The following is a 19,132-nucleotide window of genomic DNA, read 5'->3' as shown; positions in this document are numbered from 1 at the left end:
CCGCGCTCACGCCCAGGACGGGAGCTGCCGGGCCCGCGGGTCCGGCAGCAACCCCAGCTGGTGCAGCCGGTCCAGCGGGGTCAGCGGGTGCACGCCCAGCCCGGACATCGTGTGCATCACGGTGTAGCGGATCCGGTCGTTGCCCCCGGTGCCGCGCAGCGCCCGGCGGCCGGCGAACCGGCCCACCCATGACAGGTCCGTGATCATCCTCGCCGCGTTGTGGCTCGTCCGGCCGATGTGCGCCAGATTCTCCCGGCGCGCGGCCGAATACCGCGTCAGCGCGTGATCGACGGCGGACGGGGCGAGCGAGCCGCCCTGCCGCAGCATCGTGGCGAGCTCGTGGGCGTCGGCGATCGCGCTGTTCATGCCCTGCGCGGCCATCGGGTGCACGGTGTGCCCGCTGTCCCCGACCAGCGCCAGGCCCGGGACGGCAAGCGATGGCGCGAGGAACCGGGACACCGGCAGCAACTGCCGGGCGGCGAGGTTCGTGCGGATCGACTCCTCCAGCGGTGCGAGCGCGGGAGTTTCCCGGACCAGATCGGTGGCCCAGCGGTCCAGTCCGTCGGCGCTGAGACCGCGCATCTCGTGCGTTCCGGTCTGCGCATAGAGCCGGATCCGGCCGTCCGGCAACGGGTAGCGCAGGCGCAGCCCGCGCGGCGTGACGTAAGCGGAGAAGTCGGGTTCGACCTCCGGTGCGTCGTGCAGCTCCAGCGCGACCAGCCGGTGCGGGTAGTCGTCACGGCGGATCTCGATGCCGGCCTCGCGGCGCAGGCGGGACGACATGCCGTCGGCGGCGACCACGAGCGCTGCCTCGACGACGTCGTCGCCGATCCGGACGCCCGTGATCCGACCGCCGCTGGAAAGCAGGCCGGTGATCAGCTTGCCGCGGCTGAACTCGACGTTGTCCGGCAGGGATTTCGTTAGCGCTTCGAGGATCGCCGGGTAATCCTGGGCGAGCAGCCAGTTGCGCTGCGCGGGCAGGCGCGCGTAGTCGAGGGCCATTTGCGCGCGGCCTTCGGCGTCGCGAGCGACCAGCATCCCGAGCCGCAGGGCCCCGGCCGCTTCCAGCCGCGTCGCGACGCCCCACTCGTGCAGGATCGCCAGCGCCCCCGGTTGGAACACCTCGCCCTTGGCGACCGGCCGCACCCGCTCCTGCTTGTCCACCAGCAGCACGCGCCGACCCAGCCGGCCCAGCGCGCATGCCGCCGCCAGCCCGGCGACGCCGGCCCCGCACACCACGACGTCGTAGGTCATCGCGCCACCGCCTTCCGGTAGCGGGCGAGGGCTTTCAGCGCGAGACCGTGCGCCAACGCGGGATTCGGGTACCGGCAGACGTGCCGCACGTATTCGTTGACGTTCGCGGCAGGCCAGCCGCCGCCGGGCAGCCGGTGCGCCAGCAGCCAGTCCACACCGGACCGCGCGGAATCCGGCTCGGCACCGGCGGCCAGCAGTGCCGACACCGCCCAGCCGGTCTCCTCGACGGTCCCGGGCTCGCCGGCACCGGTGCCCCATGAGCCGTCGGTCAGCCGCGTGCGTTCGAGCCACGCCCTCGCGCGCCGTGCCGGTTCGCCTTCTGCCGCACCGGCTTTGGCGAAGGTCTGAAGCACGGCCGAGGTTCCTGCGGTGTGCATGCGGTACCAGACGGACTCGAAGCTCCCGTCCGGCTTCTGCGCCTTGGCCAGCCAGCGCAGCGCGCGGCGCACGCGGCGGTCTTCGGCGGGCACACCCGAGTCCAGCAGCCCGTCCACGGCCTGCGCGGTCATGTGCGGGCACGGTCCGCTGTTGGCGACCTTCGTGTTTCGCACGCACAAGCCCCACGACCCGCGGGTGTCCTGCTGCAGCGTCAGCCAGGTGACGCCGCGGCGCACGGCATCGGCCTGGTCCGTGCCGGGCAGGTGGTTCAGCGCGGACAGGATCTCACCGGTCTCCAGCGTCGCGGGCCAGCCGCGAGTTCCCGACCAGCCCCAGAACCCGGGCGCGCAGCCGAACGCGGTGAACGGCTGGTCCTGTTGCAGGCGAAGGAAGAGCTCCTTGACGGCGGCCAGTCGGGGGTCGTCCGCGTACCCGGCTTCGAGCAGACCGGCGGTGGCGTACATCGACCAGGTCAGGTCCAGCGGTCCGCTCGACCACGAGCCGTCGGGAGCGGCCGTCCGGCGGAACCAGCCGACGGCACCGTCGACCATGTCACCGCCCAGCCCGGCGCGTGCGAGCCCGGTGCAGATCAGCCCGGTCACCCAGGCGTCCTCACACCATCCGCCGGTGCTGCCCTCGTGCTCGTAGACCTGCCGGATCACCGCGAGCGCGTTCGGCTCCGCGAGCTTCGCCAACGACTGCTGCAGCCGGGTCAGCGGTTTGTGCCGCGTCTGGGCCAGGCCGAGCGCGGAGACCATCGGCGCGCGCAGGTCGAACAGCCGCCGGTACAGCCCGGGCAGCAGTGCCAGCTCAAGCGGGAACCGCCGCATCTCGCGCGCGTCGAGCCAGCCCGCGAAGCCGTAGAACTGCCGGCACCACGCAACGACCTCGGCGTGCGGGATCGCCTCCAAGCCGCCGAATTCCCGCATCCACTCCTGACCGGACTCGACGGCGGCGGCATTGCCGCGCGGATCTGCCAGGTGCAGCACGGCCGACGCCACTGCCGTCGGCCCGGCCTCGGACGCCTCGCCGGGCACCATCGCCCAGCCGCCTTCGGCGGCCTGCGTGCGCTTGAGCCAGCCGACGCCTGCCTCGATCAGGTCCGCAGCCCCTCCAGGATCGGCGAAGTGCAGCGCGCACACGGCGCCAACCGTGCCGAGCGTCGACGTCAGGCTTGCTCCGCCGTAGTCGAACACCCCGTCCTCGCGTTGTGCGGCGAACAGCGCCTCGGCGCCCTCGGTGATCGCCTCGTTGATCTGGTCGGGACGCAGGAACGTCACGCAGGGTCCTTTCTCCCGGCCACCGCAGGGGCGGGCGGGAACTCGTGGCGGGCGCGCATCAGCGCTTGGGTGAGTAGCGAGAACAGCAGTACGGGCAGCACGATTGCGAGCGCGAAGCGGCCGCCGGCGGCACCTGCGATGATCGCGGCGGCGAGCACGAGGCGTTCGGCCACCAGCAGTTCGTGGGCGCGCAGCGCGGTCCGCGCGCTCACGACGTCACCGGCGCGCACCAACGGGGTGAACGCGCAGGCCCCGATGATGGCGGCGACTGCGGTGATAGCGAGCTGGGCGGCCGGATCCGTTGTCGCCCACACCGCGCCGAGCACGACCAGCGCGACGCCACCGCTGTACAGGCGCAGGGCGAGCAGGACCGCGTGCCGGACGCCGCGGCGCACCGGCACCGAGCGGTAGCCACCGGCACGGTCGCCGTCGACGTCGCGGACCGTTCCCACCAGATTCGACGCGGTGTCGTGCAGGAGGAAACCCGCCGCCACCGGCAGCAGCGGCCACGGGGGCCATGCCGCTGCCACCATTGCGCCGATCACGAGGGTGAGCGCGGTGAGCGAGCCGCGCGTGACGTTGCCGGCGATGCCGCGCCGCTTGAACACCTTGCTGTAGGCGACGATCCCGGCTACCGCGACGACGAACAGCGGCACGATCCGCCAGTTCGCCCACACCACCAGCACGGCCGAAAGTGCCGCGCACGCCAGGCCCCCGAACAGCGCGGCCTCGGTGGACAGGCGTCCCGATGGGATCGGCCGATGCGGTTTGCCGATCGCATCGAGGTTGCGGTCGAAGTAGTCGCCGAGGTAGTGCCCGGACAGCCAACCCAGCGTCGGGGCCAGCGCCGCGACGACCAGCGCGTCCGCACGGCCCGCGCCCCCGGCCACCGCGGTCCCCGCGAGCCCGAGCAGCGCGGGGTAGCAGGAGGTGTAGGGGCGCCAGGTCTGCACGTGAGCGAGGACCGACCAGCCGATCCGCCGGCACAGTCCCGTGATCGTCGGCGCCACGGTCAGCGGTCCCTCCGCGCCGCGAGTTCGGCCACGGCGCCGAGTAGCCCGGCGGCCTCGGCGACGGGGAGCACGCCGAGCCCGGACTTGGCCAGCCGCACCTCCTCGCGCGCTTGCGCCAGTGCGAGGTCAAGCGCGCCCGTCGCCACCACGACCTCGCGCAAGGCGGCCAGCGCCGCATCCGGTCGGAGCCCGCCGGCCAGCACCTGCTCGATCCGACTGCGCTCGGCCGGTCCTCCCTCGCGGTGGGCCAGCAACACCGGGAACGTCGGGCGGAGGTTCGCCACGTCACTCGTGCCCGGTTTCCCGGTGATCTCGGGATCACCCAGGAACGGCAGCAGGTCGTCGTACATCTGGAACGCGAGGCCCGCGTGCTCGGCGAACTCCGTTACGACGCCGACCTCATCGGGCGATCCGCCGCCGAGCACCGCGCCGGCCTGGCACGAGCCGCGGAACAGCGCACCGGTCTTGAGCGCTGCCACCTGGAGGTAGGCCGCGAGACCGCTGCCCGGCGTGTCGTGCGCAGGCGGCACCAGCAATGCCTCCTGCACCTGGCCGCGGCACAGGTCTTCGCCCGCTCGCGCGAGTATGCGCACTGCGGACAGGATGTTCGTCTCCGGCACCGTGCATTCGGCAAGCGCGCCGAACAGCTTGATGATCAACGCATCCCCGGTGACGATCGCGTCGGACACGCTGTAGCGGGCGTGCACCGACGCCCGGCCACGGCGGGTGTCGTCGCCGTCGATGATGTCGTCGTGCACCAGCGACGCCGCGTGCAGGTACTCCACGGCCAGCGCTGCGGGCATCACCGCTTCGCGATCGCCGCCGACGGCCTCGGCCGAGGCTGCCAGCACCAGCGGCCGCAGCAGCTTGCCCGGCGACAGCAGCGCGTAGCGGGCGACCTCGTCGAGGCGTTCACCGGTGGCGGGCCAACGCGCGGTGAGCGCGCGCCGGATGTCCGTCGCGACAGCGGACGAGGTGACCTCGTGGATCAGGGAGTGCGCGGCGGTCATTGGTTGAACTCCTTGGCCAGCACCAGCAACGCGTCGTTCGCCTCCGGTGTCCCGGTGCTCACGCGCACCCCGGCGCTGGCGATCTCGCGCACCGCGACGCCGCGCGCGGCTAGGTAGTCCACAAAGGACTTGTTCCGTTCCCCGAGTCGCAGCCAAAGGAAGTTCCCGCCGCTGGGCGGCACGTCCCAGCCCAGTTCGAGCAGCCCGGTCCGCACGCGGTCGCGCTCTGCCGCCACCTCGCGACAGCGTTCGCGCATCGCGTCCTCCGCATCGAGCGCCGCCAGCGCCGCGGCCTGCGCGACGGTCGGCACCCGGTAGAACGGCAGCATCGGCCGCAGCGCCGCGGCCACCGGTTCGGCCGCCACCAGGTATCCGGCGCGGAGACCGAGCAGGCCGTGGGACTTGGAGAACGTGCGCACGACCGCGACCCGGTCGTCGGCCGCCGCGAGGGCGAGCCCGTCGGCGATCTGCGCCGGGTCGGCGAACTCGCGGTACGCCTCGTCGATCAGCACCAGCACGTGCGGGGGCAGCGCGGCGAGGAAGTCCGCCAGTTCAGCGTGGCCGAGCACCTCGCCGGTCGGGTTGTTCGGGTTGCACAGCAGCACGACCTTCGTCTTCGCAGTGACGGCGGCGGCCAGCGCCGCTAGGTCCTGGCCGTCCCCGTCCGAGGGCACCGCGACCGGTTCGGCCAGCGCGTTGCGGATCAGCAGCGGGTACAGCTCGAACGACGGCCAGGCGTGCACGACGGACGCGCCGGCAACGGAGTGCGCGGTGAGGAACTGCTGGAGCAGGGCCCCTGAACCGGCGCCGGCGACCACCCGCTCCGGCCCGATCGCGAACCGCTCCGCGATCGCGTTGGTGAGTCCGGAGGCCAGCGCGTCGAGCGTGAGGTGCATGCGGCCGAGGCTACTTTCGGCCGCTTCGAGCACGCCCGGCAATGGCCGGGAAGTGTTTTCGTTCAGGGACAGCTGATGAATGATCTGAGTCACGTGAATGAAGGCCTTTCCGTTGCCGCACACGGGCTTTCCATCGCCTGTCACCACATTCTAGATCAGAGCCTCCGTTAGACTGCGTGTCGTCGTGATCGATTGTCAAGCAGCTGAAAGTAAATTGTCCACCAGAACAAAACTGTGACATTCGGTTTTGCTTTCCCGGGCACGGTCGCCGGAATTTCGGGCACCATTCCCGATTGCGGATCGACGGTAGGCCGACAATTCCGTAGGCTCGCGTGCGAGATTGAGCGCATTCCGGTTTCCGGGCCGTGACGAAGGTGTTTCCGTCGGCGGCTCAAGTCAAGGCGGCGAGATCCTCGGCCAGCACGTCGAAGCCGGGCGCTTCCCGCACCTGCCCAGCGAGCCAGATCTGCGGCGCGGCACCGGAATCCGCCGTCGGCGAGCACGCGGCCGGTCGCGTCGGCCAGCACGTCCGGCGTCGCCGCAGCGGGGTTGACGTGCAGGCCCAGGCCCAGGCCCAGGCCCAGGCCCAGCTCGGTGACGCGACGTGCGTTGTCCGGTTGGTCCGCGAACAACGGCAGGTTCACCATCGGCGTCCCGGCCTGCACTGCATCGTGGACGCCCCCGAAGCCGCCGTGCGAAAGGAAAATCACAGCCCTGCCGAGCAGCTCTCGTTGCGGCGCGAAGGAAACCAGGCGGACGTTCGCCGGTCGCGGCCCGGTCCAGCTCTCCAGTGCCGGCCCCAGCGACACCACGCCGGTGCACGGCAGCTCACCGAGCGCGGCGACCGTCGCGGCGAGCAGTTGCGGGGCCACGGGCAAACGGTGTGCGCGACCGTACCGAGCCCGGCGAGAATCAGCGGCCGTTCGGAGTAAAGTCGTAACTGCTTGTGGCGCAACGGAATTCGGCCGGAAGGCGCGGAGGGATGGCGTGCGCAGGCGCCGCGGGTACCACGTGACGGGCACGACGGCGGCCAGCAGACCGTCGTTCGGCTGCCACGGATCGTCCGATGGAGCAAGCCTGAGATTGACCAACTGACCGTTGAGCGTGTCCCACAGGAACGGCAGATGCGCGGACGAGCGCGGCGCGATGTCGAGCACCGCGCGCGGCAGGTCGAGCCGTTCCGCGGCGAGGTAGCCACCGAATTCATTGCACACCCGGACGACCACGTCCGGCCGCCAGTCCGCCGCCGCAGCGATCAGATCCCGGGCGAAGATCCCGGCCAGCGGCCCGGCGAACGCCTTCATCAGCGGACCGGGATTCTCGCGGGTGCGCGCGGTGTCCTCGGCGGCTTCCCCTTCCGCTCCGGGCATGCCGGGGCTGGTGACGAACGCGGGGCGGCGAGCAGCTGTTCGAGGGTTTGGACGTTCGGCAGCGGCAGGTGTTCGACGCAGTGCCGCGAGAGTTCCGAGGCCATGTACGGTGCGGTCGCGACGGCGACGGTGTGCCCGGCGCGCCGCAGGGCGTGGGCCACCGGGACCACAACCGGCACCAGGTGGGAGTAGTAGGGCAGGCTGGTCAGGATGATCCGCATCTTGCCGCGTTCACCGCCGTGCGTAAACGGTCTTGGTACCCAGCCCGCCTAGCATGCCCTCCGGCCGGTCCGCGGTGATGGTGAAGCCGCGTTCCGCCAGCGTGGTGCGCACGGCCGCCGGGGCACCGGCGAAGTCATGTACTTCGAGTACGACCTGCCGGGTCCTGGCCCAGTCGTGATCGCCGATTCCGGCGAGCGCGTCGGCCTCGGCGCCCTCGATGTCCATCTTCAGCAGGTCGATCGCCCCGGGGGTCAACCGCCGAACTTGCCATCACGGGCGGGGTTTTCCGTAGAGAAGTCCAGTGTGGACGAGTACATCCGGCGGGGTGGATAGCCGGGGTGGGGGGAGTGCAAATCACCCGGAAGCTGCGGTTTTACTCCGGGGTGACCACCACGAAGGGGGCAGAGTGCGCGGTCGAGCGTGACGCTCACCTGCGACGCTGCTGGTGGCTCGTACCCGGACGCGGCTGGCGCCTGCGTGCTGCTGCCGGGGGTTCGGGGGAATTCCGACAGCATTCCCATGCAATCCCCGGACGCCCCCTGCCCGATGATCTCGCGCCCGGTGGAGGCGACGCCCGGTGGAGGTGACCGCCACCGGTACGCGGGAGGGCAGGCCGGTCAGCTACTCGCGGACCTTCGACAACGACTGCATCAAGAACACCCACCTCGGTGGCCTTCGACTTCTGACCGACAACCGAAGCGGCCTGGCAGGCTTCGCGGTAGCCTGCCAGGCCTTCATTCGTGACTGGGCTTGGTGCGAGGTGTCGCCCAGACCGGTTTAGCTGAGTTCTTGCAGTATTAGGTCACTCGCGCCGGGGCGCGGCGCCGGGACGCCGTGCTGCCATTGGGCGACTGGCTCGAAACGCCCCTGGAAGAATCGAAGTGCCTCGGGCTCGTGCACGAACCGCAAACCGTTCGTAATAGCCTTTCCTTGCTTTGCCACTCGAATGACGCTGTCGGCAACGATGTCCATATGACTCTGGGTGTACACCCGTCGTGGGATGGTCAGCCGAACCAGTTCGAGCTTGGGATAACGGTTTTCGCCCGTGGCGGGATCTCGTCCGGCGGAGACCGCTCCGCGCTCGATCGATCGGATACCAGAGTCCAGGTACAGCACCGCGGCGAGGGTCTGCGCAGGAAATTCGGCTCGTGGTATTTCCGGAAGTACGGCGGTCGCGTCCAAGAAGACCGCATGACCGCCTACCGGTTGAACAACGGGGACCCCCGCATCCTGGAGGCACCCGGCGAGGTAGGCGACCTGCTCAACTCGCGCACGAATGTTGTCTTCTTGTACCGAATCCACAATGCCCTGCGCGACTGCCGCCAGGTCCCTACCTGCCATCCCCCCGTAGGTGTGGAGTCCTTCGTAGACGACAACCAGGTTGCGTGCCTTCTCAGCTAGCTCGGGATCCCGCATGGCCAGCCAACCGCCAACATTCGCATAACTGTCCTTCTTGGCCGACATGGCGGCGCCATCGGTGAGCGCACACATCTCCTTGAGAATCTGCGCCACACTGTGGCCGGACCAACCCGGCTCACGCTGCTTGATGAACCAGGCGTTTTCAACGGCTCGAGCGGCGTCCAGGATTATCGAGATGCCATAGCGGTTGGTGAGTTCCCTGACTTCGGCGAGGTTGGCCAAACTGATGGGCTGTCCGCCGGCCAGGTTGACCGTGGCTGCCACACTGACGTAGGGAATCGCGTCGGCGCCGACCTCTTGGATGAGGTTCTCCAACGCGTCGATGTCGACGTTCCCCTTGAAGGGATGATCGCTGAATGGGTCATGCGCCTCACTGATAATTACATCGTGGAATGTTCCCCCATTGAGTTCCTGGTGGATGCGGGTCGTGGTGAAATACATGTTGCCAGGAATGTGGCTGCCAGGGCGGATCAGGCTTCGCGATAAAATGTTCTCCGCGCCGCGTCCCTGGTGTACGGGCACCACGTGCGGATAGCCGTAATATTCCTGAAGCGGTCCGACATCGCGTTTATGCCGGAGTCCGTGTACAGGTCGATGTAGACGTCCTCCGAACGAAGCAGGCAGGTGTTGTAACCGGCGTTGCGTATCGCGTGTTCACGTTCTTCTCGGGTCGGGATGGTGATGGGTTCCACCATCTTGATTCTCCACGGCTCGGCAGGGTAACGCTGGGACACAATGACCTCCACGCATGACAGATGCAAAAAACTGAAAGCCGATAAATGGTGATTCTGCCGTCCCACGTCCAGTTGATCGCGAGACCGTCCGATGAGAATGGCCGACCGTCAGCGATTTCGCGCGAAATCGCCACGTCCTCGGTTACCGGGTCAACGTTGCTCGACGCGGCACCGGCTCACGTCCCTCCTACTGCAGTAACGACCTGCGTGTGGCAACAGGTATCGCGACCGGAATCTGGCGGTAGCGATGGCATACACCCGTTCTGGCTATGATCATGCACCGCATGCTGCCGCAAAACTCACACCAGTGGCGCGCGACTGCCCGTTTTTACATCTTGCGTTGCCCCTTTGTAGTTCCGGCTCGACGAGTGTCTCTTGAGTCCGATGAACCTGAAGGTGTGTTCGAGATCGAGTCGGCGCAGATACGGTACGAGGCCGGGACTCGCCGCTATATAAGTGTCCGCCAGCGCGGCCGTCACGCCAGCCATGAGCCCGGTGTCGCGCGCCATTTTCCGCAACATTCCAACCCCGGCACCCGACACGGCCCCGACACCGTCCACACTGACCTTGGCCCGTCGCAGCCGCTTGCTCCGCTTCATCAGCGAAGTGCTTTTCCGCAGGAGAACCTGGACCCGGGCCAAGTCCTAGTTTCCCCGTGCAGGACAGGCACTTCGCCTCATTCCCGGCCCATATCACAACACCCGCATGAAACACCTGGGCTAATGCCGCCGGTGCTTCCGCGCGCAACTCGATCAACGCGCTCGGTGTTGGTGTGCGCTGCCAGCTGGCGCCGATCGAGCCGCTCGGCCCGGTTTCGGCGTGATCAACTGTGGACGGTGCGGTGTGCCGCCGACGTCTTTGGGGCGGGCGTCGTGACAGACACCAGGTCGGGTGGCAATGCATGCGGACATCGACCGACGGAAAAAGGTGCACGAAAAGCCGTACATAGAGGCACAATTTGCCCGATCGGGCCACATCGCAACCTACCGTCGTAGTAGTGGCCCTACCGGGCGACTGACGCCGTGTTCTGAAAAACCCAACTACTTGTCTTCTGGGGGGGCGGGTTGATAATTTTCGGCGGGTCAGTAGTGTTTCGCGGGCTCTATATCAATAACGCCCGTTCTTTCAGAGACGACAGGCGACGACATCCCGGCTCGGTGGTGATGTCACACGCTTTCCATTCTCCCCGAGTTCTTCTCGCCAGGAGGTTTCGCATGCTGCGGCTCGAGCCGTCACCGCAGACGATTGGTGTTCCGGTGCCGTGGTGCCCGACCGCCGTTGGGAACGTGCGATTGACCGAGCGATTCACCTTGCACTCCAAGGCACCGGAGAGCAAGTCATTGAGGCGGGCGCGGCGCGGATTGGAGTACCTGCTGAGCTTGCTCGGCGCGCACGATGTGGCGCTGGGTGGAGCAGCGGTGGAGGAGTCGTCACCAGCGGGCGGCAGCTGGTTCGTGGCTCTCGGCGGGGAGGATGACCGGCACTGGGTGCGTGCAGCCGGGCTGTCGCATTTGCGTTCGCGCCAGGTCGCGGTCGACGAGGTGGTGCTGTCCTCGGGACTGTGTCTGTGGGGGACCGGAGCGTTGAGTGCGGTGGGAGCGGCGGGAGCAGTGGAATTGACGCGGGCACCGCAACCTGAGCAGGTTCGCACTCTGCACACTCTGCGGTCTCACGCGGAGCTCTCCGCCTATGAGACCACGACCTCAGCGGCACTGGCCGGACTCGCGGGCGCGTTGGCGCGGTGGGCGGCGATCCGAGTGCCTCCGGCAATGGACTGGGACATACCCGGGCTGCACTACTTGGCCGCGTTGCTGGACGAGCGGGGTGCGCCGATGCTGACACCGGAATTATGGCACTACTGGCAGGATTTGGTGCGTCAGCGCAACGCCCGGGTCCAGGCTCTGGTGGTGCGGCGATGTCTCGCCGAGGGCCTGCATGCTGTCGGCGTCGAAGGGCTGGCCGGTATTGCGGACATTGCCCGCGGCCGGTTGCCAGGTACCTCGCCCCGCCAGGCACTGCGGTTTCTAGCCGAGGCCGATCCGGTCTGGCACCGCATCGCTGCGACCGAGCCGGTCACCAGTTACTCCGAGCTGGTCCGGTTGGCCTATGTGGTGCAGGTGCTGCGTGCCGGTTGCCCAGAGCTGCACGGACGATCTGGGCGATTGCTGATATGCGTGGAGGATCCGTCCGAGTCCCGCATTCTGTCCGCGGCGCGGACAGTCGCCGAACGGGCTGGGCTGGATCTGCAGGCCGTGGGGCTGTATCCGCTCGGGACGCTCCTGCCCAGCACAGGCGGCAGCCTGCACGCCTGCGAGGGGCCGATGCAAGCCGCGCCGGGAAACATACCGGCGCAAGTGGGACGCACTGGCAAATCCGTTCCGGTGGACGCGGGAAATGCCGCTCGCACGGTACTTTCCGGTGATGCGACCGCCGCCCCAAAGCGCGCACGGCCCCCGCAGGGCAGTCACGGGCGTTGCTCGTAGCACGACGCTGCGCCGTCAAGTCCCGCGTCCAAGCCGGGCTGCCGCTGCGTTGCCTCGTCCTCGAACTCGATGATGTGGCGCGAGCCCAGGTCAGCCGGCGGCGCATGGCCGATCTCACTGCGGCATGCGCACATCTGCGAGGAACCGACGGAACAAGCGTGTAATTGCAGAGAGGCCGCCCTCGCCGTGCTCTGTGGTTTCAGCCCAGTCGAGCGCTGAAGTGGCAAAACCCAGCGCCGCAGAATCAATCGTGGGGGCGATCATGCAGCTATCAGTGCACTATGGACAATCGCTACCAACTGACGCAGCCACGATCCCCGCTGCCAGGACTACGCGGCACGCCGCGCAGCCAGTCACTGAGATCAACTCACTGTTCAACGCGTGCCCGGATGAACACACGCACGCTGGCAGTGTGGACGTCTTGGTTGCGCGACCCGCACCGGTCCCTGGTCGGTTCGACGTCGTCGATGATCCAGCCAGAGTCGACGGCATCGGCGAGGCAAGTGTTGTGATCAACGGACGCGGTGGCCTGTGCGGCCGTGTGGTAAGCGGACGCGCCGCTCCCGTGGCCAACGATCCTGGTCGTGCATGGAAAGGAGCTGAGATGCCCAGAACGCCGTTGTACGGTTTCACCGTCAGTTCGACCTTACCAAGCGGCAGCATCCCGCGGATGGCCTTTTCGAGGTCGGCCAGCAACTGACTTTGCCCTTCCGTCCAGCACATGGCTTCGGGGACGCGCAGGAGGATGCGCACATCCACACCGTTAGTGGAAACCGCCGTGACAAAGCCAAGTTCGGTCAGGAAATGCTGCTCACCCGGTGGCCGGATTCCCCCCAGGACATCCCAAGCCGCGGCTGGTGCTGCTGTGGGTTGGTTGTGTTGGTGGGCTGGCTGGTAGAGGTCTTCTTGCGGGGCATTGCGAACGGGAGGTCGCAGCGTCGTCGTGCATGTGCGACGACGGCTCGACGTCCCGTTCGCACCAATGCGATCACAGGCCGTGTGGCGAAGTACCGTCCTGCGGCACACCACGCGCTGCAGCAGGTCGTGCGCCTTCGCCTCGGCCTTCGATCTCTTCAGCACGTTCATCTGGGGCAGCACGACGTTGCGCAGCGTCAGGCCGCCGTCGGCTGGAGCACGATCGGTAGCGCCCGGTGGCCGTTGGTGATGAAGGACTGCACCGGCCGTAGCTCGGTTGCCGGCACGGCGAGCTGGAGATCGGGGAAGCGGGCGAACAGAGCAGAAAGGGCGACCAACGCTTCCAATCGGGCCAGGGGAGCGCCGACACAATAGTGGGCACCGTAACCGAAAGAGACATGGTTCTTGCCCGGGCGGGTGATATCGAAGTGATCGGCGTCCGCGCCGTGCGCGGCGGGGTCGCGGCCAGCCGCGCCGTAGGCGGCGACGATTGCCTCGCCTTGCCGAATGACCACGCCGTCGATCTCGATGTCCTCGACGGCGTAACGCAGCGGCATACTCACGATAGGCGCTTGCCAGCGCAATGTCTCTTCGACCACGTCCGCCCAGGAAACTTCGCCGGCCCGGACGAGGGCGAGCTGCTCGGGGTGAGTGAGCAGAGCCGTGACGGCGTGGTCGATGAGATTGGCGGAGGTTTCGTGTGCCGCCGCAAGCATCGACATAAGAGTGCCCACCAACTCCTTTCGTTGAGCCGTGAACCGTCGTCGTCGCGGGCGGCGATGAGCGCGGTGGCCATATCGTCGCCGGGATCTTTCCGTTTGGTGGCAACGAGGTCAGCTAACCCGCTGTACAGCCCCTGTCGATTGGCCTCAGCTTCTTCTGGACTGGCCGAGGTGGCGACGACACCGTCGATGCACTGGCGCAGGGCAGGACGCGCGGCGTCGGGAACACCAAACAGTTCGCAGATAACCTCGGCCGGCAGCGGATAGGCGAACTTCTTGCGGAGGTCTACCGGCTCTCCACGCGGTGTCATGGCCAGTCCGTCGAGCAACTTGTCGGTGATCTGCTCGACACCCGGCCGGAGTTTCTCGACGTGGGGCGGGGTGAACGCCTTGGACATCAGCGAACGCAACCGCCGGTGCTCATTGCCGTAGGCGGTGAACAGGCTAGGCACCGAGACGTAGACATACAGCGGCCACTCCTCGGTTATCTCACCGTTGATGAAGGCAGGCCAGTGCTGTCGGGCGTCCTTGGAAACGCGTGGATCACTCAGCAGCCGTTTGAGCAGATCGTGGCTGGTTACCGCCCACGCCACCACTCCACCAGGAAGTTCCACCAGCGTTGCGGGGCCTTGTCGCCGGATGCTGGCCGCCTCCGCGTAGACGTCGGCGCCGGTGGGGTCGATCTTGAATGGGCAGGATTGCTGCTCCATCGGCTTTCTACAGGGGTTTGTCGAACCGGGTGGGTCCGTCTATGAGCCGAGGTAAACGAGAAGGTATTCAGGGCATAGCGAAAGGGGGCCCGTCGCCACTCCAGTCGTTCAGCACGCGGATTATTCCGTATTGACCTGGGATGATCTCCCTGTGTGATGGCTTGTGTCTCGTCTGTGAGGGATTAAATAGGACAACGCGGTGGTTCACCTGCCTACTTGCGCGAAGGTGCATCTCGCATTGCACGAAAGTCCTGCGAGTCGGGGATATCAGCGGATTCCGCGTCATAGGGGCGAAATGGTCTCAGCCGTTCACGGGTGGTGGAGGCTAAGCAGGCACCTCCTGCGAATCCCGCAGGTGATCCTCCGCATTTACACGCCGGCACTGCGGGCCTGGCCACCCGCTGGAACTCCGACCCGTCGAAGGACGGGGCAACCACATCATTCTGTGGAATCTGAGCTATCGAGCTCGGTCCTGTTTCCCTGGCACCGGCACGATTGGGTTTGAGGGTGATGTGACGTCGTTTGGGCGTGAATGTTTACACCGGCCTCGGGGGTGGGTTGGGCCATGTCGGCGAAGTGACGTCACCAGCATGGTCCGATGGGACGATCGGCGTTGCTCTGAATGGAGAAGTGCCGATGCCGAGGTCGAAGGTCGAGCACGGGGCGATCCGCCGTGACACCCGCCCTCTCGCCGTTGATCGGTCGTCTCGCCGACCGCATCGGTACCCGCCCCCTGGTGCTGGCGGGCCTCGCGACCATCGGGCTATTCGCCCTGTTCCTCTCGACCGTCACGGCAGGCGCGTCGGTGATCCCCGCAGGAGTCGACGCTCGGGCTCAGCGTCAGTCCCGGCCTGGGCAAGGCCCTGCGCGGGCTTGCCCAGGCCGGGGTCGTTGTGGAACCGGTCAGAGGACCTTGTCCAGGGATGTGCGAAAGCGGGGATTGTGTTGCTGTCGGGAAAGAACTCCGGCGGTGGGAGGTCGGCGACGATCTTCCCGTCGTCGACGAAGACGACGCGGTCGGCGACCTTGCGTCAGGCGGTCACCGACCTGTGCCTGAGACCGCCCTGCTGGGCGATGAAGTACTTTTCGGCGGGCCTAATGCACCAGCCGCGCTACCTCAAGTGCACCAGCACCATCCCGTCGTTGCCGGGGACCACCTCCACACGTCGGTACAGCTTCTTGATGTGGGGCTGCTTCAGCATCGCGAGAACGCGGTTCTTGAGCTTGCCGGAGCCCTTGCCCGGAATGATTTCGACGAGCGGCACCTTCTCGCCGGCGGCACGGAAGATCGCGTTGCGCACCGCGTTGTCGATGTCCCTGTCGCTGCGGAAGATCGGGTGAAGATCCACGGTCAGCTTCTCCGGCATCGCTTTCTCCCAGGTGTGATCACTGAATTGGCTCCCGCTGGACCCAAGCATGATGCGGGCGAGAACCCAAGCCTCGTGCGCAGGGTTGAGCACGAACGCGCGCAGTTTGTGCCCGTCAAGGACCATCAGCCACCAATCACGACGGCGCTATCAGCTTGGTTGCGGGGTGGAGGCGGCGCTTGCCTGCGTGCGCACGGCGTTGCCGGCCTGTGGGTGGAGGCGTAACGCCCCGGCGGTGGCGATCAGCGCGGCCAGCCCGAGCAGGGTGAAGGCCACGGTGTAGGCCGCCCCGCTGCGCGCGCCGAACACCATCTCACCCAAGGGCGCGCCGAGACGCAGAGCCACCGTAGCCAGCGCGATCGCCAGCCCGGTGGACAACTGCTGCGTGGTGGCAGCCAGCGTGTTGGCGTCGCGCATCTGCTCGGGCGGGACATCGCTGAGCCCGATCGTGGCGTACGCGGTCAGCCCCACCGAGCGGGCAACCCCGGACAGCAAGGCCAGCGCGGCGAGCACGGGTAGCGGGGTGGAGGCGGTGGTGAAGCCGAGACCGATCATGGACAGCGCGAGGGTGATCGTGGAGACGAGCAGCACCGGCCGGAAGCCGAAGTGGTTGAGCATGGGGGTGGTCGCCGGCTTGATCGCCAGGTTGCCGACGAAGATGAACAGCACCAGCGTGCCCGAGGTGATCGCGCTGTAGCCGAACACGTTCTGCCACATCAGCGGGCACAAGAACGGTGCGGCTCCGACCACGATCCAGAACAGGAACCCGCTGGACTGGGAGAGACGGAAGGTCGGCACGCGCAGCGTGTGCAGGGTGACCAGCGGGTTCGGGGTGCGCAGCAGGTGCCAGCCTGCCACGGCGAGGCAGGCGACACATAGCGCGGTCAGCGTGGTGGTCACCGGCCAGCTCGTGTCGCTGTCCGAAATCAGGTGCGCGGTAAAGGTGAGCCCGCCGAGCCCGCCGCAAGTGAGCACCAGGCCGAGCCAGTCCAGTGGTCGCTGGGCGGTGCCGCTGTCGGCTTCCCTGACCAGTTTCCATGCCGCCACAGAGGCGAACACGCCGAGCGGCACGTTGATCAGGAACAGCCACTGCCAGGACGCATACGTGGTGATCAGTGCACCGGCTAGCGGTGCGACGACGGGTGCCAGCAGACCGGGCCACACGATGTAGGCCATCATCCGCAACAGGTCCGGTTTCTCCGTCCTGGACAGCACTGCCATCCGCCCGACGGGCACCATCATCGCGGCGCCGACGCCCTGCATCACACGCATGGCCACCAGCATCGGAAGGCTGCCGCTGGCTGCACAACCGAGCGAGGCCAGGGTGAAAATCACGATTGCGGCCAGAAACACCGGCCGGACACCCAGCCTGCTGGTCAGCCAGGCGCTAAGTGGGATCAGCACGGAGAAGGTGACGAGGTAAGCCGTCATCACGAGACCGACCGCAGTCGGTGGTACGCCGAACGACTCGCCGATGTCAGGGGCGGCCGTGGTGACGATTGTGCTGTCCAAGTTCTCCATGAAGAAGCAGCCGGCGACCAGGAACGCGGTATTCCGGTGGCGCGCGTCGATCATGGCTGTCCGAGTCCTCACGGCGTGAATTTATGGGATAGCGAACGTCCACCACGCCTCGATCCGCTCACGAGCGCCGGCGCTGACCGTGGCATCACACTGCGCGGTCCGTTCAAGGCTCCCCATGCTCGTCTGGGAATCGCGTGACATGAATCAGACGCAGCGAAGAACAGTCTGAACGGGCACCCATAGTGCACTTCTTCCTCTAGTTCACCGAGCTTGATGCTCCGTTCGGATAGGAAGTGACCGCGCCAACCACAGCAACCTCGGGGCGTACGGCCTACAGCAACGGTGCCTTGGGTGCTGATTGCTCAAGCAGGAGCGTGGTGGGCTCTGGGACAGCGAAAGGAGGTTCCGGCATGGGGTGCCGCAGGCCAAGGTCACTGGTCGAGCGCAGACCGACCTCGCAGGCTTTGGTCAGCCTCGCCGGGCGAACCGCTTTCCCGGAGCGCCACCACATTTCAACGAACATTCCGCAAACATCCCGAACATTTTCATGCTGGACCGAGCTACGGGCAAACCGGATCCATTGGAGTGCGCCAAGCACGGCGTCCACGGCCCTGCGGCGATCCGGCAAGCGGCGCAGGTGTAGCCGGATACGGCATCTGGAGGTCATCATTGCCAGTCAACGTCCCGCGCGCATAGTTGTCCACGATTACCTGGGGCATCCGTTCCAAATCGAACTCAGCCGCGAATTGGCACGGCGAGGACACGATGTCCGTCACGTGCACTGCTCGACCATCGCAGTCGGACAAGGGAAGCTGCAGGTCGGAGAACCAGATTCCGGTCGCCTGTCGATCATTGGTGTGCCTCAGCAACAAAACCCGATTTCGGGTCCTGACACATACGGCCAAGACGTCGGCAGCCTCATCGGAGACTTCGCACCCCACGTGGTGATTTCGGGAAATAGCCCGGTCCCGGTTCAGCGGGACATCCAGCAAACCTGCGCTCAGTGGCGAATCCGGTTTGTGTACTGGTTGCAGGATGTCTACTCCGCGCGTGCACCCAGCGTGAAGACCCGCCCCGACGACTGGGAACGCACCGCACGGTGCGAGAAGGCCACCTTGCTGAGCAGCGATGCGGTTGTTGCCATCGCAGAGCCGTTCGCGGATTTCGTTCGTCAGTGTGGGGTCCAGCCGGAGCACATCACCGTGATAGAGAACTGGGCGCCGCTGGCAGAAATGGAATGCGACAGCGACGACTGGGCACCGGCGAGCTCCTACCACAGCTCCGGAGAGCCCATTTTCCTCTACTCTGGCACGCTGGACGACCGTCACGGCGCAGACCTGCTGGTGCGGTTGGCGAAGGCCTGCGATGCCCGGAACACCGGCGTCCTGATCGTCGTCAGCGAGGGAAGCGGCCGCCGTGCACTGGAAAGTGCACGCGCGCTAGGAATACGTCGGCTGCAGTTATACGACTTTCAGCCCTACGAACACGTTCCGCGCATGTTCGCGGCGGCCGACGTGCTACTCGCTGGGCTGAGCACCGAAGCGGGTCAGATGTCGGTTCCCTCCAAGGTACTGGCCTATCTATGCGCCGGACGCCCGGTGCTCGCTGCCATCCCCTCGACGAATCGTGCCGCGCAGTTGCTTGCGGAAATCGGAGCGGGGCAAGTAGTCAGCCCAGACGACCCGGATAAATACGTGGAAGCGGCGTTCGCCCTGCTCGCTGACCCCGCACGTCGTCTGCGCATGGGAAGCGCAGGACGGCAGTACGCCCGACGCGCTTTTGCGATCGAACCGATAGCCGACCGCTTCGAGGAGATCCTCGTGCCCTGACACCCCGGA

At 67.0% G+C, this 19,132-nt stretch carries 17 protein-coding genes and 1 pseudogene; 3 read left to right on the top strand and 15 right to left on the bottom strand.

Annotated elements, in window-relative coordinates; all coding sequences use genetic code 11:
• Positions 1-6: 6 nt before the first annotated feature.
• From SSPN_RS0129500 to SSPN_RS0129465, 8 genes are all read right to left on the bottom strand, one after another.
• Positions 7-1,254 (bottom strand): FAD-dependent oxidoreductase, encoded by a 1,248-nt coding sequence (locus SSPN_RS0129500; RefSeq protein ID WP_010312129.1) that lies wholly within the window; start codon positions 1,252-1,254, stop codon positions 7-9.
• Positions 1,251-2,912, bottom strand: a complete 1,662-nt coding sequence (locus tag SSPN_RS0129495) for a prenyltransferase/squalene oxidase repeat-containing protein (RefSeq protein ID WP_010312128.1) — start codon at positions 2,910-2,912, stop codon at positions 1,251-1,253. Before SSPN_RS0129495 ends, SSPN_RS0129500 begins: the two co-directional genes overlap by 4 nt.
• Positions 2,909-3,922: a UbiA family prenyltransferase gene (locus tag SSPN_RS0129490; protein ID WP_010312127.1), complete on the bottom strand. Its 1,014-nt coding sequence runs from the start codon at positions 3,920-3,922 to the stop codon at positions 2,909-2,911. The genes SSPN_RS0129495 and SSPN_RS0129490 overlap by 4 nt, the downstream gene beginning before the upstream one ends.
• Positions 3,923-3,924: 2 nt before the next feature.
• A complete protein-coding gene (locus SSPN_RS0129485) occupies positions 3,925-4,935 on the bottom strand; it encodes a polyprenyl synthetase family protein (protein ID WP_010312125.1) in 1,011 nt (336 codons plus the stop codon).
• The gene (locus SSPN_RS0129480; RefSeq protein WP_187764628.1) at positions 4,932-5,924 is read right to left on the bottom strand and encodes an aminotransferase class I/II-fold pyridoxal phosphate-dependent enzyme; all 993 of its coding nucleotides are present in this window, start codon (positions 5,922-5,924) and stop codon (positions 4,932-4,934) included. The genes SSPN_RS0129485 and SSPN_RS0129480 overlap by 4 nt, the downstream gene beginning before the upstream one ends.
• A 74-nt stretch (positions 5,925-5,998) precedes the next feature.
• The gene (locus tag SSPN_RS0129475; RefSeq protein ID WP_237710779.1) at positions 5,999-7,201 is read right to left on the bottom strand and encodes a glycosyltransferase; all 1,203 of its coding nucleotides are present in this window, start codon (positions 7,199-7,201) and stop codon (positions 5,999-6,001) included.
• A complete protein-coding gene (locus SSPN_RS60565) occupies positions 7,135-7,422 on the bottom strand; it encodes a glycosyl transferase (RefSeq protein WP_010312116.1) in 288 nt (95 codons plus the stop codon). Before SSPN_RS60565 ends, SSPN_RS0129475 begins: the two co-directional genes overlap by 67 nt.
• A gap of 10 nt (positions 7,423-7,432) precedes the next feature.
• Positions 7,433-7,678, bottom strand: a complete 246-nt coding sequence (locus SSPN_RS0129465) for an FkbM family methyltransferase (protein WP_010312115.1) — start codon at positions 7,676-7,678, stop codon at positions 7,433-7,435.
• A 162-nt stretch (positions 7,679-7,840) separates the two neighbouring features.
• Here SSPN_RS0129465 and SSPN_RS63040 point away from each other — a divergent pair.
• A pseudogene (locus tag SSPN_RS63040) lies at positions 7,841-8,167 on the top strand (SSI family serine proteinase inhibitor); the annotation flags it as partial.
• A gap of 33 nt (positions 8,168-8,200) precedes the next feature.
• On the opposite strand, the gene SSPN_RS46445 reads toward SSPN_RS63040, so the two are convergent.
• Together SSPN_RS46445 and SSPN_RS60560 are read right to left on the bottom strand one after the other, a co-directional pair.
• On the bottom strand, positions 8,201-9,364 hold the full coding sequence (locus SSPN_RS46445; RefSeq protein WP_237710838.1) for a tryptophanase: 1,164 nt from the start codon (positions 9,362-9,364) through the stop codon (positions 8,201-8,203).
• Positions 9,313-9,537 carry a hypothetical protein gene (locus tag SSPN_RS60560; RefSeq protein WP_237710847.1) on the bottom strand — a complete coding sequence of 75 codons (225 nt, stop codon included), beginning with the start codon at positions 9,535-9,537 and terminating at the stop codon, positions 9,313-9,315. Before SSPN_RS60560 ends, SSPN_RS46445 begins: the two co-directional genes overlap by 52 nt.
• Positions 9,538-10,790: 1,253 nt before the next feature.
• On the opposite strand from SSPN_RS60560, the gene SSPN_RS55630 reads away from it, so the two are divergent.
• Positions 10,791-12,059 carry a hypothetical protein gene (locus SSPN_RS55630; protein WP_010312109.1) on the top strand — a complete coding sequence of 423 codons (1,269 nt, stop codon included), beginning with the start codon at positions 10,791-10,793 and terminating at the stop codon, positions 12,057-12,059.
• 114 nt (positions 12,060-12,173) lie between these two features.
• Here SSPN_RS55630 and SSPN_RS63035 read toward each other — a convergent pair whose 3' ends face one another.
• From SSPN_RS63035 to SSPN_RS0129430, 5 genes are all read right to left on the bottom strand, one after another.
• On the bottom strand, positions 12,174-12,323 hold the full coding sequence (locus SSPN_RS63035) for a hypothetical protein (protein WP_158309670.1): 150 nt from the start codon (positions 12,321-12,323) through the stop codon (positions 12,174-12,176).
• A gap of 848 nt (positions 12,324-13,171) precedes the next feature.
• Complete coding sequence (locus tag SSPN_RS62295; protein ID WP_337466379.1) at positions 13,172-13,531, bottom strand: cytochrome P450; 360 nt, start codon at positions 13,529-13,531, stop codon at positions 13,172-13,174.
• 2 nt (positions 13,532-13,533) lie between these two features.
• The gene (locus SSPN_RS46435; RefSeq protein WP_337466362.1) at positions 13,534-14,406 is read right to left on the bottom strand and encodes a cytochrome P450 family protein; all 873 of its coding nucleotides are present in this window, start codon (positions 14,404-14,406) and stop codon (positions 13,534-13,536) included.
• Positions 14,407-15,518: 1,112 nt separating this feature from the next.
• Positions 15,519-15,899 carry a Smr/MutS family protein gene (locus SSPN_RS0129435; protein ID WP_010312107.1) on the bottom strand — a complete coding sequence of 127 codons (381 nt, stop codon included), beginning with the start codon at positions 15,897-15,899 and terminating at the stop codon, positions 15,519-15,521.
• 24 nt (positions 15,900-15,923) lie between these two features.
• Positions 15,924-17,348, bottom strand: a complete 1,425-nt coding sequence (locus SSPN_RS0129430; protein WP_010312105.1) for an MFS transporter — start codon at positions 17,346-17,348, stop codon at positions 15,924-15,926.
• Positions 17,349-17,704: 356 nt separating this feature from the next.
• On the opposite strand from SSPN_RS0129430, the gene SSPN_RS0129425 reads away from it, so the two are divergent.
• Complete coding sequence (locus tag SSPN_RS0129425) at positions 17,705-19,123, top strand: glycosyltransferase family 4 protein (RefSeq protein WP_083822169.1); 1,419 nt, start codon at positions 17,705-17,707, stop codon at positions 19,121-19,123.
• Positions 19,124-19,132 lie beyond the last annotated feature (9 nt).

It is taken from the genome of Saccharopolyspora spinosa NRRL 18395, assembly GCF_000194155.1.
In the GTDB taxonomy this organism is placed as follows: Bacteria; Actinomycetota; Actinomycetes; order Mycobacteriales; family Pseudonocardiaceae; genus Saccharopolyspora; species Saccharopolyspora spinosa.
The sequence above is the reverse complement of the archived record's forward strand: the minus strand, read 5'-3'. Positions and strand labels throughout refer to the sequence as shown.

Bases quoted from the DNA above. Each gene is read 5' to 3' on its own strand.
- SSPN_RS0129500 (WP_010312129.1), bottom strand. From the start codon at position 1,254: ATGACCTACGACGTCGTGGTGTGCGGGGCCGGCGTCGCCGGGCTGGCG.
- SSPN_RS0129485 (WP_010312125.1), bottom strand. From the start codon at position 4,935: ATGACCGCCGCGCACTCCCTGATCCACGAGGTCACCTCGTCCGCTGTC.
- SSPN_RS0129475 (WP_237710779.1), bottom strand. From the start codon at position 7,201: ATGCCCGGAGCGGAAGGGGAAGCCGCCGAGGACACCGCGCGCACCCGC.
- SSPN_RS60565 (WP_010312116.1), bottom strand. From the start codon at position 7,422: ATGCGGATCATCCTGACCAGCCTGCCCTACTACTCCCACCTGGTGCCG.
- SSPN_RS60560 (WP_237710847.1), bottom strand. From the start codon at position 9,537: ATGGTGGAACCCATCACCATCCCGACCCGAGAAGAACGTGAACACGCG.
- SSPN_RS55630 (WP_010312109.1), top strand. From the start codon at position 10,791: ATGCTGCGGCTCGAGCCGTCACCGCAGACGATTGGTGTTCCGGTGCCG.
- SSPN_RS63035 (WP_158309670.1), bottom strand. From the start codon at position 12,323: ATGATCGCCCCCACGATTGATTCTGCGGCGCTGGGTTTTGCCACTTCA.
- SSPN_RS62295 (WP_337466379.1), bottom strand. From the start codon at position 13,531: ATGCCGCTGCGTTACGCCGTCGAGGACATCGAGATCGACGGCGTGGTC.
- SSPN_RS46435 (WP_337466362.1), bottom strand. From the start codon at position 14,406: ATGGAGCAGCAATCCTGCCCATTCAAGATCGACCCCACCGGCGCCGAC.
- SSPN_RS0129435 (WP_010312107.1), bottom strand. From the start codon at position 15,899: ATGGTCCTTGACGGGCACAAACTGCGCGCGTTCGTGCTCAACCCTGCG.
- SSPN_RS0129430 (WP_010312105.1), bottom strand. From the start codon at position 17,348: ATGATCGACGCGCGCCACCGGAATACCGCGTTCCTGGTCGCCGGCTGC.
- SSPN_RS0129425 (WP_083822169.1), top strand. From the start codon at position 17,705: ATGGGGTGCCGCAGGCCAAGGTCACTGGTCGAGCGCAGACCGACCTCG.